The organism is Arthrobacter sp. UYCu723 (assembly GCF_054059215.1).
Genome location: NZ_JBSSBW010000002.1, coordinates 1 through 13391 on the forward strand (window position 1 = coordinate 1; position 13391 = coordinate 13391).

At 62.2% G+C, this 13391-nt stretch carries 12 protein-coding genes and 1 pseudogene; 4 read left to right on the plus strand and 9 right to left on the minus strand.

Going from position 1 to position 13391, the window contains the following annotated elements:
- Positions 1-121 precede the first annotated feature (121 nt).
- The 7 genes and pseudogenes from ACVWZ8_RS22195 to ACVWZ8_RS22225 form a co-directional block, all read right to left on the minus strand.
- Complete coding sequence (locus tag ACVWZ8_RS22195) at positions 122-646, minus strand: hypothetical protein (RefSeq protein WP_456504598.1); 525 nt, start codon at positions 644-646, stop codon at positions 122-124.
- Positions 647-668: 22 nt separating this feature from the next.
- Entirely contained in the window at positions 669-3167 is a 2499-nt protein-coding gene (locus ACVWZ8_RS22200; RefSeq protein WP_456504597.1) for a hypothetical protein, read from the minus strand.
- Complete coding sequence (locus ACVWZ8_RS22205; RefSeq protein WP_456504596.1) at positions 3164-4336, minus strand: tyrosine-type recombinase/integrase; 1173 nt, start codon at positions 4334-4336, stop codon at positions 3164-3166. The genes ACVWZ8_RS22200 and ACVWZ8_RS22205 overlap by 4 nt, the downstream gene beginning before the upstream one ends.
- A 139-nt stretch (positions 4337-4475) precedes the next feature.
- Positions 4476-5096: pseudogene (locus ACVWZ8_RS22210) on the minus strand (IS3 family transposase); the annotation flags it as partial.
- Positions 5097-5324: 228 nt separating this feature from the next.
- A complete protein-coding gene (betT, locus tag ACVWZ8_RS22215) occupies positions 5325-7415 on the minus strand; it encodes a choline BCCT transporter BetT (protein WP_456506148.1) in 2091 nt (696 codons plus the stop codon).
- Positions 7416-7420: 5 nt separating this feature from the next.
- Positions 7421-7798: a hypothetical protein gene (locus ACVWZ8_RS22220; RefSeq protein ID WP_456506013.1), complete on the minus strand. Its 378-nt coding sequence runs from the start codon at positions 7796-7798 to the stop codon at positions 7421-7423.
- Positions 7799-8068: 270 nt separating this feature from the next.
- Complete coding sequence (locus tag ACVWZ8_RS22225; RefSeq protein WP_456506014.1) at positions 8069-8449, minus strand: cupin domain-containing protein; 381 nt, start codon at positions 8447-8449, stop codon at positions 8069-8071.
- Positions 8450-9527: 1078 nt separating this feature from the next.
- Between ACVWZ8_RS22225 and ACVWZ8_RS22230 the strand changes: the two genes are divergently transcribed.
- The 4 genes from ACVWZ8_RS22230 to ACVWZ8_RS22245 all read left to right on the plus strand — a co-directional run bounded on the left by ACVWZ8_RS22230 (position 9528) and on the right by ACVWZ8_RS22245 (position 11444).
- The gene (locus ACVWZ8_RS22230; protein WP_456506015.1) at positions 9528-9941 is read left to right on the plus strand and encodes a cupin domain-containing protein; all 414 of its coding nucleotides are present in this window, start codon (positions 9528-9530) and stop codon (positions 9939-9941) included.
- A gap of 140 nt (positions 9942-10081) precedes the next feature.
- On the plus strand, positions 10082-10444 hold the full coding sequence (locus ACVWZ8_RS22235) for a cupin domain-containing protein (protein WP_354250830.1): 363 nt from the start codon (positions 10082-10084) through the stop codon (positions 10442-10444).
- A gap of 151 nt (positions 10445-10595) precedes the next feature.
- On the plus strand, positions 10596-10976 hold the full coding sequence (locus tag ACVWZ8_RS22240; protein ID WP_456506016.1) for a cupin domain-containing protein: 381 nt from the start codon (positions 10596-10598) through the stop codon (positions 10974-10976).
- Between the two features lie 252 nt (positions 10977-11228).
- A complete protein-coding gene (locus tag ACVWZ8_RS22245) occupies positions 11229-11444 on the plus strand; it encodes a hypothetical protein (protein WP_456506017.1) in 216 nt (71 codons plus the stop codon).
- 1044 nt (positions 11445-12488) lie between these two features.
- Here the strand turns inward: ACVWZ8_RS22245 and ACVWZ8_RS22250 are convergent.
- Both ACVWZ8_RS22250 and ACVWZ8_RS22255 read right to left on the minus strand, forming a co-directional pair.
- Entirely contained in the window at positions 12489-12791 is a 303-nt protein-coding gene (locus ACVWZ8_RS22250) for a DUF4193 domain-containing protein (protein ID WP_456506018.1), read from the minus strand.
- Between the two features lie 262 nt (positions 12792-13053).
- The gene (locus tag ACVWZ8_RS22255; protein ID WP_456506019.1) at positions 13054-13278 is read right to left on the minus strand and encodes a hypothetical protein; all 225 of its coding nucleotides are present in this window, start codon (positions 13276-13278) and stop codon (positions 13054-13056) included.
- Between the last annotated feature and the right edge of the window lie 113 nt (positions 13279-13391).

Consider the following 13391-nt stretch of genomic DNA (forward strand, 5'->3'; position numbering starts at 1 on the left):
CTGGTGGTTCTCTGGGGGTCGTTCATTTTTTGGGCGCTCGTTTTCAATATCGTCGCAGGTCAGCGTCTTATTTGGTGGCATAACGTGCACCGTTGGTGTGGTGCACGTTTGTCCACGCATCCTATTTTTTGGTGTTGAGGCGGGTCATGAGTTCCCGGTTCGCGGCTCGCGCGGCGGTAAGATCCTGATCCCGTTCCTCGAGTTGCAGTTTCAGATCGAGGTTCTGCTGCTCGAGCCCGGTGATGCGCTGGTTCAGTTCGTCGAGGTCCAGTGGCGCGCCGAGTCCGGATTCGCGCCAGACTTGTTCGCCGAGCGTCTCGGATAGCCGCCGTTCCAGTGTCTGTATGTGGGTTGCGAGGCGGTTGCCGCGCTCGTGGGCGGCGAGCAGGTCCGCATGCAGCGAGGCCAGGCTGACCGCTGCCCCCTGTGTGGAGTCGTGGTTAGGCTGCGCCTGGATTGTGTGCAGCTGTGCCAGCAGGTCGCGGTGTCGGTAGAGGAATGTGCGGTCAACGCCCGCGGCGCGGGCGATGGTGGCGACGCTGATCTCGTTGCCGGAGGAATGGGCCTTGGTGAGGGCTGCAACGACGCGTTCGCGGCGCCGCGTGGTGTCGGCGCGGCGGCCTTCGATGGCGGCTGCGGTTTTCACAAGCGCGGGAGCCTTGGGATGCTCACGACACTGGCCTCGGGCGGACATCGGGTACCGGCTGCCGGATCTGGGGCATGCCCAGAGCCGTGGTGCGGTGGCGTCGCACGATGGTTACGGCCTGCTCGATCTCTGTCCGGTCGGCGGGCGCCAGTTGGTCCAGCCCGGCTTCGACTTTAGAGATCAGCCGGCGGATGCGGGTGATCTCGTTCTCCGATGGCAGGGCTTCGGTGCGGGCCCATTCCTCCAGGTCCTGGGTGGCCAGGAGTTTCTCCCGGTTGCGGAGCAGATCATCGAGGTGGGCCTGCAGATCGGGCAGGTAAGAGACGTCGGTGCGGAAGTGATCACAGCCGACGCAACGGAACCGGTAGGGGCAGGCGTTTCCGCCGGCCTGGACGTTGGACGGTTCGGTGCAGAGGCCGAACGGAACAACGACCTCTCCGACAGACCGGCGGGCGTGGTCAGAGTCCAGCAGCTCCTGGGCCTGACGCCAGATGCGTTCGCCGTGCCGGTTGAACTGCATGGCGGTGACCCGGTCCACGGCCTCGCGGCGGCGGCCCTGGCCGACCTGGTAGTAGCCGCTGGTGGTGTCGAGTTTCCGGTGGTCCATGAGCTCACGCAGCACATCGATCGGCACTCCCGCGTCGGCGTGCCGCTGGGCGTAGGTGTGCCGGTAGGCGTAAAGAACGATGAGGGCCTTGTCGAATTCGGTGTCGTCAACGGTCCTCAGGACCGGCATGTTCGTGATCCAGACGCGGTGGTGGAACGCGAGGCTGAACGCGCTGAGGGACCTGTCACCGCCGGGATTGCGCCGGTCTGTGGGGAGCAGTTTCAGCTCACCGACCGGTGTGTGGGGGTAGCGGGCCCGCACCCACTGCTGCTGGGCGGTGATCACCTCTGCGGTGTTCGCGTTGATGGGGAGCCGACGGCCGAGGCGGCCGGCCTTGTGATTATCAAAGACCAGCACCGCAGATCCATCGGCATCGCGGGCCAGGCAGTCGAACGCCAGTGCCGCAATTTCCTCGGGTCTTCTGCCGGTGTCGATGGCCAACTCGATCCCGGCCCTCATCGGCGGGGATGTCAGCCGGTCGAGGTGGGCGCAGATCTGCCGCATGATTTCCGGCGGCAGATCCCGTCCGGATTCGGCGGCTTCGGGTTCAGCGGGGATGTCGGCGGCGCCGATGGTGAAGTCCTCCCCGAGGCCGGCGGCCAGGGTGCCGGGGCGGGTCAGACCCAGGGCCCGTATCGTGGAGAGCACGTGCCGGACCTCGCGGATGGTGCGGAGCCGGGCATCGGTGCTGATCTGACCCGTCGAGGCCAGATAGGCAAGCCGGTTCAGGAATGTCTCGATGTCGGCGCGGCCAAGACCGGCGGGAATCCGGCCTTGGTCCGGGCGCATCCGCAAGGCCTCCGACAGCCGGACCAGGGCGTTCACGTGGTGACGCACCGACAGGCCCGTGGTGCTCCGCCGGCCGGGGCGGATCCGTCTTCTGGGCAGGTCATCGATGGCCCAGCGTTTGGCGGCTTCCCGCAACCACGGCTGGCTCAGGCCGGTGAATGACACGGTGCCGGAGTTGCCGAAGACCGCCAGGTCCCATTGGTCTAGCAGGATCTCGGCTGCAGGGGTGCTTAAAGCGCGGCGGGCGTGTCTGGCCAGGGCATGGACCAGCCCGGCGAACTCCAGTGAGCGGGTGGGTGCCAGGCGGTAATCGGCGATCGTGTCGACCTGCTGGCGGCGCAGGTCATCCCCGACCGCGCGCAGCTCCGCCTCTTTGGTCCGCACCTGGTCCAGACGGCACCGTTGCTGCAGCCCGAGCAGCACCTCGATCACCACCAGCGGTTCCAAGCCGCGCAGGCTCACCTGCCCGCCGGTCCCGATCGGCGGCTCGATCCGCCGCCATAGCGCCTCGTCGGCTCCGGGGTTCTTGGCTTTGAAGACGCGCAGGCGGATTTGGTGGGCGTCACAGTAGCGGCCCTCGAGGTGGCGGCGCTGTCGCGGGCAGGCAGCCACCGCGCACGGCGGACAGGCCTCCAGCGCCCGGGTCCGCGGACCGGTGAGGAACTCTGCCAGCCCCAGGCCCAGGCTCTGCTGCTGATCGAGGTGCCGACGACATAACCGGGCCGTTCCCGAGGCCCATTCCCGGGCGCACCCGGCCACCCCACACATGCCAACGCCGCGGTCGGGGCGGTCCTTGGCCGGAAGCAAAGCGATTTCCTCAAGGACCAGCCCCTGCCGGGCGAGCCGGTGCCGGCAGCCTGTGCAGATCCCACCCCGGTGCGGGGCTGTCACCGCGCAGCCGACCGCCGCGCAGACCGGGCGGCCCAGCAGCAGGTGCGCCGGCGGCAGGAACATGACCAGGGAAACCGGATCCCAGCCGATCTCAGCCAGGAATTCCGGTGCGATCAGATCCGCGAGTTCAACGGCGGACTGTCCCAACCGGTACGGGCCGCTGAACACATGCCCGGTACCGCCGGAAATGTACTGCGGCGGGGGCGTCTTTGCCACGCTGATTGCAGCCGTCACCGGTTTTCTCCTGCCTGTGTCCCGCGGGGGCCGGGCACCCGTTCGACTGCATCGCGCAGTCTGGCCGGATCCGGATGCAGGTAGACCTGGGAGGAGCTCATCGAAGCATGCCCGAGCAGCGCCGCGATCTCATCCAGGGTGCCGCCGGCATCGGCCAGATTGCTGCCGAAGGCGTGCCGCAGCTGGTGCGGGGTAACCTGCCGGCGCAGGCCTGCGCGCCTTCCGGCTGCAGTAATCAGCGCATTGACCGCGTCCGGCGGCATCGGAGCACCGATCGGGGCACGGAACAGGTTGACCAGCAGGAAATCGCTGCCGCCCGCCTCAGCGACGGCCAGCCGCTCAAATACATAGGCATCCACGGCCTGCACGGCCAGTGAATCCAGCGGCACGACACGTGTCCGGCGGGACTTCGCCCAGGCCCCGTTCATGTTTTCGCGGCGCAGCACATGCAGGTGTGCCCTCGGCACCGGGCAGCCCAGAAGCTTTGAATCGGCGAGCATATGCGCGTCTGAACGGCGCAGCCCGCAGAGCTCGCCGCGGCGCAGTCCGGCTCGCGCCATCAGCAGCACGATCAGCCGGTCACGGGCCGACAGGCAGGCGGCGATCAGTGCCACGATCTCCGCGTCACTGGCACGGTCCACGCCGGCATCAACCTCGTGGAGCCGGTGACGGGCGCGCATCCGCCAGGCCATGGCCCGGTCCTCGCCCCGTGCCTGTCCGGGCAGGTCACGATCATCGGCAAGTTCGTAGATCAGCGGCAGCAAACGGCCGGGCGCGTCACCACTGGTCACCGCATGCACCACGAAGCCGCGGACGGCGGTCAGCACCGTGTTGATCCGGCGTGCCCCGCGTGCCGGGCGGTGGCCCGGACCGGCCAGCACCACCGCTGTCCGCTCACCGTCCCCGGCCTGCGCCCCGGTATGACGCAGCCAGATGATGAATAATCCGAGCTCTCCGACGCCGGCATGCCAGTGCTGCCCTTTGGCCAGGCACCAACGCAGGAAAAGTACGATCCCGCCGGCATACGAACGGGTCGTCAGCTCCGAGCCGTCACGGCCCAGGCGCAGATGCCGCAGGAAAGCGTCCGCCTCCGGCACGACAACCAGATCTTCATCGAGGACAGTCCAATATCGAATGCCCGAAGGCAGAAGCACCGCGAAGACCCGCACGATTGTCCTTCCAGAGAACTGGAAAACCTAAACGCGACTATGCGCCACGTGCACCGCACCCCCGGGGATGTGTGGCGCCACGGCGAGGCGTGTCGCTCTATGCAACGTCCCGCAACACCTCTGAGACCCCCAGAGAGAATCTGGCACGGTTGTAGAACTCCTCGATCCAGCGGCCCGTAGCCCGTATTGCCTCGTGTCTGGTTGCCCAGCGGCGGCGGTCGTAGAACTCGGTCTTTAGAGTGGACCAGAATGATTCCTGCATGGCATTGTCCCAGCACACCCCGGTGCGTCCAACGGATTGGCGGATGCCCAGGCCGGCGCAGACGTCGTTGAGCTGGGTGGAGGTGTACTGGGTGCCGCGGTCGGCGTGGAACACGAGCCCCTCCGGGCCTCCGCCGCGAAGGATGTAGGCCATGCGGAGTGCGCGTTCGACCAGGTTGCTGGTCTGGGTCGAGTCCATCGCCCAGCCGATCACCCGCCGCGAGCAGGCGTCCCTGACCGCACACAAATATAGCCAACCCTGGCCGGTGCGCAGATACGTGATGTCCGGGATCCAGACCGCGTCCAGGGTACCTGTATCCCACTTCCTTGCCACCAGATCCGGGATCGAATGGACGGGTGCGTCACCGATCGGCGCGACCGGGCGGAACCGCCGTGGGGAGATCCCTTCCAAGCTTTGCCGGCGCATGGACGCGGCCACGGTCTTCCGGTCAACACCGGTCCCGTTGCGGGCCAGTTCGGCGTGGATTCGCGGCGCCCCTTAAGGCATCAAAACCGTAGAAACTTGTTCCGTGTCGGGGAACATGCTTTCCGCCCTCTCAGGCCCTGAGCTGGTAGCCACGAAAGCGGTGGGCCTGACGTGGCCGCAAAATGAACATGGTGGGCGACAAAGTCGCCCACCATGTTTTTGATGCTTTCGAGTGTCACTCCGTGGCGCGGGCGACCATCCTGCCGCCCTCTCCACAGGTGCTACACCCGCTGGTTCCGCCTATGCCGGGGAACCGGTGGCCGGTGGCACCGGAGGGGTGAGGAGGGATGGGAGGTCGTAATCGCTCGTGTAGGTCAGGAAGCCCAGGTGGGCCTCGTAACGTACCAGAATGTCCTCCATGATCTGCTGCTGCGTTACGCCCATGAGGTCATAGCCCTCCGAACCGGTCTGCGCAAAGACCTCCAGGCGGTAATAGAAATCGGTTTCGCGGTTCTTATGCCGGCCGAACTTCGGCACTGAGGCTTCTACAGCCTGGAGTTGATAGTGGAAGTCGCGGTGGTCGGGGATGGTGACAACGAGCGCATGGCTGGGGACACCCGTGTGTTCATCCGGGATGGAGTGCAGGTTTGCGTCAAGGCCTTGCTTCGTGAACTCCTCCAGCGCTTCGGCCAGCGCCGGTTGTGCAGTGACTTCCAGAAACGCCGCCACCTCGTTCTTGGGCGGGTAGGAACGAATTTTTGCCAGCCGCTGCCCCCAGGTGCGCGCTGGCACCTGGCTGCCTTGCACCGCCGTCGAACTCCGACGCAGCAACCGGCCCTCACGTTCTGCCCGCTCCATCCGCAGCGCCTTGGTGAATGAGGCCATCACCAGCCAGGCAATAATCGTCACCGGCAGGCCGAAGATCAGCGTGGCGTACTCCATGGTGGTCACGCCGCCGGCCACCAGCATCGCGATGGTCAGCAACGCGGTAATCAAGGCCCAGAAGATCCGCAGCCACTTGGCGCCATCCTGGGTCGCATTGGTGATGGTGGAGGAGAAGTTGGACATCATCATGGCGCCGGAGTTGGCGCTGGTGAGGTAGAACAACATGCCGGACAGCGTGCCCAGCCCGATCAGGAGAGGCGCTCCGGGGAACATCCCCAGCAGCGCATACCAGCCCTCTTGCGGGCTGCTAATGGCCAGCTCCGCGAATTCCGTGTTGCCGGCCAAAACCTCATGCAGGGCGCTGTTGCCGAAGATGCTCACAACCAGGAAGTCGCACAGTACCGGGAAGGTGATGGCGGCGATGACGAACTCCCGCAGGGTACGTCCACGTGAGATGCGGGCCAGGAACAGCCCCACGAAGGGACCCCAGGCCAGCCAGAAGGCCCAGAAGAACAGGGTCCAGCCGCCCATCCATTCCGAACCGCCCTCCTGGTACGCGAACGTCTGGAGCGTACGTTCGGGCAAGGTGAAGACAAAGCGGCCGATGTTCTCCACCAGGGAGTTGAGCAGGAAGGACGTCTGGCCGGTCACCAGCATGTAAAGCAGCAGGGCCGCGGCGCTCCAGATGTTCAGCTCCGCGATCCAGCGGATCGCTTTGTCCACACCGGACGTGCACGCGGCGATGGTGAGGACGACGGCGACAATCACCAGGGCGATCTGCAGTGCCAGGCCCTGTTCCAGGCCAAACATAATGGCGATGCCTACGTTCAGCAGCACCACACCGATACCCATGGCGGTCGCCACACCAAAAACGGTCCCTACCAGGGTGATGATATCGATCGTGTCGCCGATGCCGCCGCGGACGCGTTTGCCGAGCAGTGGATACAGGGCTGCGCGGATGGACAGCGGCATGCCCCAACGGTAGGCGAAGTAGCCCATGGCCATGCCGAGCAACGCGTACATGGCCCAGCCCGCCACACCGTAGTGGAACATGGTCCACACCACGGCCTCGTGGGCTGCCTCGGCCGTCTGGCCTGCTCCCGCCGGCGGTTTCATGTACTGGGTGATCGGTTCGGTCACGGAGTAGAAGAGCATGTCGATGCCCACCCCGGCGGCGAACAGGTAGGCCACCCATGTGAAGAGCTTGTACTGGGGACGGGAGTGGTCCGGGCCCATCCGGACCGAGCCCACCTTGGACAGGGCAACCCAGAGCACAAACCCGATGACTACGGTGACGGTGAGGACGTAAAACCAGCCGAGGTTCTGCGCGATCCAACCCACCACCGTCTTCATGGTGGACTGGGCGTTTGAGGGCACCAGCATCGCCCAAATGGAGAAAGCAATAATAACGGACGCAGCGATGATGAAGACACGCCAGTTGACCTTGGGCGGGCTTTCCTTTACGGGCTCGGCGGACGCCGTTTCTGGCTCTTTGTCAGTGATGATGGTACTCAAAGGTCCAACTCCAATTCTTGGTCTATGCCGCGTGAAACGCAGCACATCATGATGGTGTTCGCGGCCTTCTGCTGGTCGGTCAGGTTGAGATCCCGAGGCTGAGGTGCCGCTCGAAGTACTGACAGGGAACAACCTCCGGCGGATGCCTTCAAGGCACTGGCTGGGGACGTTTTTCCTTCTTTTTCGAGGGTCTCCAGCAACGGAATGCCGGCCGGAACTTCCAATCTGATGCCGCTACGAGCCAGGTTCACAGCGAACCGTTGGCCCTCGTCAATTTCGGATACGCCGAGGGTGTTTGACTTCAGCGGGCCATTCGGCCAGCCAAAATCCCGGACATGCGTCAGGACACTGTCCAGGAGGGCAGGCCAGCCCACAGACGTAGAAGTGGGTTCCGTCCGGGTCACGAACTCCTAATGCGGGAGGTGAAAATGAACCCGGTCACAGATGGCGGGTTGACCGCCGGTGAGTGCCCAGCACCGCCTTTGGTTGTGAGGACGGAGCTGATCTATTCGGAAGGGGGCTAGCTGAACCGTGAGTGAGTAGGCACGTAATACGGAACAAAAGAAGGCCGCGGATTACGGCTACCCGATTCGGGCCCCGCGCCTGTCGCCGGCGGCATGGGCGCCGAACGCGTGGGTGGATGCTTACGGGTTGAAGGTGCGGTCGCCGGCGAAGAACCCCAGGCCATACTCAGGGGTCTCGAACTTGACGGTGGTGCCCTTGGGGAAGAACAGCACATCGCGTTCCTTCGCGTGCGTGACTTCTCCTGTGGTCTGGTCCGTGAGGATGAATTCACCCTTGATGACGACCTTCATTTCGTCGTAGGTGTACGTGTACACCAACGGCTCCGAAGCCTCCAGTTCGAAGAAGCCGGCACACATGACCGACCCCTCGGGGTTGTGGAGGGAGTCGCCGATCGCAGCGACCGTCCCCGGCTCGTTCATGGACGGCAGTCCAATGAAGCCGTTTTCCACTTTGTGGATGGATCCGGCCTTGCTGAGCGCACCTACGAGGGTGGTTTCCATGGTTTCTCCTACTAAAAGTGTTGTGAAAGATTCGTCAGGGCTGTTCATCGAAGTCAGAGCTGGTTCAATCTTTGTGCATACAAAACTGCGTTGAAGAACCGGGCCGGAACGCCGCTGGGGCTCCGTGAGGGATCGCCCGCGAACCCGAAAGTTTTGATTTTCATCGAGTCGGTCGAGCTCTGCTTTGAGCCCTATCGATGTGATGCCAATCACCTTGTTCGTCCCACAAACTTTGACATGGACAGAGGTTCAAGTCAATCGTTCAATCCGAAGATTTTTCAAACTTTTCTGCCCAAACAGAGGCGGGCGGGAAGGCTGCAGAGTTGGTGGGGCCACATCGCGGATGGATCCGACTCCGCTCGGCCGGTTGCGCACAGGAGTCCACGAATTGACGCAAACTCTGCCGCCGAGACCATTACGTTCCGCGAAAGGCCTCCGGATTTTGGCGACAACAAGGGCAGCCCCTGCAGGACCCCGATACGAGTGAAGACTCTAAGCCGTTGTGTTTGGGCGCCTCTTCAGCCGATGTCATGACTCGCCCTGTTCAGCCTTGCAAGCGAAATCCAGGAGCGGCGGGCGCGGCCCGCCGACGCTCCTGCCGACGTTGTTCCCACCGAACGATGTAAAGCAGACATGACCACTGCAGCATGAGCCAGACCGCGTAGCGCCCTGCCCAGCGTGGCCCACCCTGGGCGATGGCGCCGGTGCAGCACTGAAGATGGCGATGGCCGCGGTGCTGGATCCGCGAATCACCGCCGAGTGGCCGGCCCGTGTGTGGCGGTCGTGCTGGTGGTGGCCGAGCAAACCTCTCCAAACGAGGGGTCTGCGCTGTATTTCGCCGAGCAAGTCCTTTCGCCCCACCAACAATCAAGAGCGCTGCAGCAACCGCACGCGAGCCAACCCAAGCTTTTCAACTGCAGGTCATTTTCAAAACATCTAACATGAACGCTTGACTTGAACACATGTACATGTAACGGTTGTCACAGCACGGTGATCCACCTCACGGTGACGCGATGTAACTGACATTCACCGGGCATGTCTTTGTAAAAGATTTCCGACTATTGAAACGGTTGAAGCCATGAATGATGCAGGCACCATTCAGGCCCCGGCAGTGTCGACGGGGCCTGCAATTGATTTCTGGGCAGCGAAGCCCTTGGAAGCCTTGGGAGGCGATTATGGGCGGCTGCGCTGCCGGTTCATAAACGCCCATCCGGTGGGCAGTTGGGATGACTTTGTCCTCTCGGAGTGGACGCTGGATTCCTGTGCCTGGGAAGACTTCCACCCGCACAGTGAAACTGCTTTCGTACTGGAGGGCGAACTCCATATTGAGAGCCAGGGCAAGACTGTCATCCTGAGGCCGGGCGATTCGGCGCGAGTCAATCCGGGCGGCCTGGGACGGTACTGGGCACCCGTGTATGCGCGGATGATCACCATTTATGGCCCCAACCCCGAAGGCCTGGAATCGCACTCCTTCCGGTACTCCGAAGTTTGATCCCGACGTACCACTAATGACGGGACGCCCCGCCTAACGCCGAAACCCTTCAGCGCCGCGGTTCAGGGCGATCTGGTCCGTAATGAAATAAGACCTCTGTCAGCAGTAGAAGTTCGATAGCTCCTTGAAAGGCAAAACAAATGACGCAACAGACAGCCTCAATCTCCGCAACCCTCATCCGCGATGCGAAGAATGCTACGGAGCTGGACGATTGGGGCCCCTGCCCTGAAGCGACCGGTCAGCAGATGGACACCCGCGGAATCTACCTGTGGAAAGACGAGAACGGTGCCGAATCCGGCATCTGGGAATGCACCGCAGGACCCTCCCGCTGGGTACTGGAAACGAACGAATTCGTGCACGTTCTTTCAGGCTCGATGACCATCACGCCGGACGGTGGCGAGCCCGAGTTCGTTAGCCCCGGGACCACCGTGTTCATCCCCCGCGGCTGGAGCGGTAACTGGGAAATTCACGACACGCTGCGCAAGCTCTACGTAATTTTCTGACACCGACGAGAACCGGCCTACCCAGGCGAAAACTCAACTAATAGCTATCAAAAACGAACAGTTCCAAAACAAAGACGAACGGTTCTGGCCGATATATACAGTTCTGGCAAAGATAAGTCAGAGTTTCACAACACTATCCACAGGAGAGATCATGGAAACCACAACACTAGGAACGTTCACCAAGGCCGGATCCATCCACAAGGTGGAAAACGGCTTTATCGGACTGCCGTCAATGAACGTCCCGGGCGTCGACGCCGCCATCGGCGACTCCCTCACTCACCCCAACGGTTCGGTCATGAGCTCCGGATTCTTCGAGCTCAAAGCCTCCGAGCCGCTGGTCTACACGTACACCTGCGACGAAATGAAGGTTGTCGTGAAGGGTGAATTCATCCTCACCGACCGGGCGACAGGAGAAGTGACCCACGCCAAGGAGCGCGACGTACTCTTCTTCCCCAAGGGAGCAGAAATTACCTTTGAAACCCCCGACTACGGCCTGGGCTTCTTCACCGCCCACGGCTCCATGTCATCCTAGGGAGCCTTCAGCGACCCGGTTCAAAGCTGCCGCCATCAAGCGGTGATGAACCAGCAGATCACAGGAACCGCTCCTTGCCCCTGCAGCAACAGCTATGCACCCACCTGCTTGTAGCTGCAGGGGCAAGGACGTCCGCGGCGCGCATCTGGCGCTGATCTTCGCTAGGGACTACAGAAGAACAATTGACTTGACCGTGTGTCCACGTCAAGGTAGTTACAAATTAGTGATCCACATCACAAGGAAGTGTTGACCGTGACTAGTCAGACAATCGAGTCTTTGGAAGTCCTCATCGACAGGCCTGAAGAACTTTACGAAGTGCTCAATGAGGCAGAGGCCCTGCTCCTGCAAGCAGCAATGGCCCATGGGTCCGCCGGCATTAGGGTCACCCGGCATGATCCTGCCCGGTACACATTCGAACTCAGCGACACGGTTCCGTTTGGCGAGACCTGGGAGCAGACAGGCCAGTGACCGGCGTCGCCGGCCTCGCTATCGGATTGGTCCGTGCAGCAACAATGTCTCGTCCTAGCGGACAAGCCCGTGCTCGGCCTGCGTCCCGTCAACCCCTCAGCCATCGTCCTCGAACTCCAAGCAGGCAAGTTCCAGCCTTCAGACACTCACCAGTATTACGCTGACTGACTCAACTTTCGCTCTCAGGGGGATTGACCGTGACGCAGCCATGACCCATTTCACCGTCAACTCGTCCATCGAGAGGTTCCCCGCCTTCCGCTTGAGTCAGTCCACTAGATGCTGCTGCTAAACAAACAACGAGGAGAGAATTGTGACTTCAGGGATGAATCGAGTAGGAGGGTCCGCCTGGGACGATGTCCAAGTTGGAGACAAGGTGCAGCTGGTCGGCAGCGGGCGCCCAGAGTATGTCGGATTAGTGGACGCCCGGACAGCGGACGGTGACATCATTTGGGTCCACGACCCTGTTGATGGCCGCCGTCTGTTCCACATTCAGGATGGCTTCGAACTACAGCTGGTCGCATCGTGACCGAACTGTGTTCTGATGACTGTCACTACTGCTCAGGACCGGACGCCGACTAGCAGCCGCCGGTTAACGGGATGCCTATTTCCGGAACAGAATAGATTATGGCGTATCGCCAAAGCTTAGGCAGGCCCTGAGAAAAATTTCAACAAGAAAGTCGGAGAAGCCGGGATCGGTTAATGCCCTGAATGAGGGCCGGTGGTCGACGTGGCTTCCTTCGTTGATGCAGTCGTTAACCCGGATGCTGGAGGGCGCTGGCTCAGCAGTTCTTACTACCGCAGCGCGGGGTAAGGACGCCGCGAAATGAGGGCGGGAAACAGCCCCTTCTGTAGGTACCCCCTATTTCGAAACGCCGATAACAGCGCATATGACAACTGAAGTCGTGGCTGTGGCCTGGAATGCGAGATCGCCGCCCATCTGCTCAGCCGGGCGACAACCGTTGTCCGAATGCGTAACCCTGCTCTGCCCTTCGGAACTGCTACTCCGCAGCGCCCTCGTCAAAATCTTCCGGCACAGGAGGGCTGCTAGCCTTCGCACTCGATGCAGTAAGAGTGGCCGTTGCTTTCGCGCGCCAGTTGGGACCGGTGCCGAACGAGAAAACAGGAATAGCAGGTGAACTCGTCCGCGGCTTGAGGAATGACCTGAACGACGAGCTCCTCAGCGACGATCTCTCCCCCGGGAGTATGGCCCTCATCAAGCGCATCGGATTCGTCCAGCTCACTGACGACGCTGCGGGCATCCGGGGCATTGGCAGACTGCAGTGCCTCCAGCGAACGGTCTTGGGATTCCTTGACGTCGGAACGGACTTCGTCGTAATCGGTTGCCACTTTGGTAATTCTCATTTCTGCTTTGCGTGTTCGTTTCTGACGAGACTGCAACGTACACCAATTCGCCGATGTTCCCGCACTCGGCGCTTTCGAGTCTATCTATCGCGAGGGTGACACGCAGCGTGGGGTGCTCCCGTCCCGGAGTCTTCTGGCTGGCCGCGTCCTCAATTGGCGAAGCTCCGGTCAAATAGCGGTTGACCGGAGCTTCGGTACATTATGCATCCCTGCACCTTAGGACTACCTGTGAACGCCCGAAACAGTTCTATTGGTTCGGGTCCGGTTCCGTCCATTCGAGTGCGGCGACGATATGACCCTCGTTGGGGAGTGCCTGTTGCTCCGCCGGAGGAAGCTTGTCGTAGGTATACGCCGCGACGGCCATGGGTGATGTGGAGCGGCCGAGGCTGTACCGGACGCTGCGGTCGTTCTTGGTGCCGCAGATCAGGATCCTGACGGTGACGGCGGTGGGCTTCGCGGCGGAGTTTGTCATCGACCAGGGCGATGGAAAGTTGAGCTTGCCGGGTATTCCGGCTGGAACTTTCCGGTCTTAAGTTCGATGACGAAATAGTTCGTTGACCGCACTAAACCGAGTGTCGCTGAAAA

Bases quoted from the DNA above. Each gene is read 5' to 3' on its own strand.
- ACVWZ8_RS22225 (WP_456506014.1), bottom strand. From the start codon at position 8,449: ATGGAAACCACCCTCGTAGGTGCGCTCAGCAAGGCCGGATCCATCCAC.
- ACVWZ8_RS22230 (WP_456506015.1), top strand. From the start codon at position 9,528: ATGAATGATGCAGGCACCATTCAGGCCCCGGCAGTGTCGACGGGGCCT.
- ACVWZ8_RS22235 (WP_354250830.1), top strand. From the start codon at position 10,082: ATGACGCAACAGACAGCCTCAATCTCCGCAACCCTCATCCGCGATGCG.
- ACVWZ8_RS22240 (WP_456506016.1), top strand. From the start codon at position 10,596: ATGGAAACCACAACACTAGGAACGTTCACCAAGGCCGGATCCATCCAC.
- ACVWZ8_RS22255 (WP_456506019.1), bottom strand. From the start codon at position 13,278: ATGACAAACTCCGCCGCGAAGCCCACCGCCGTCACCGTCAGGATCCTG.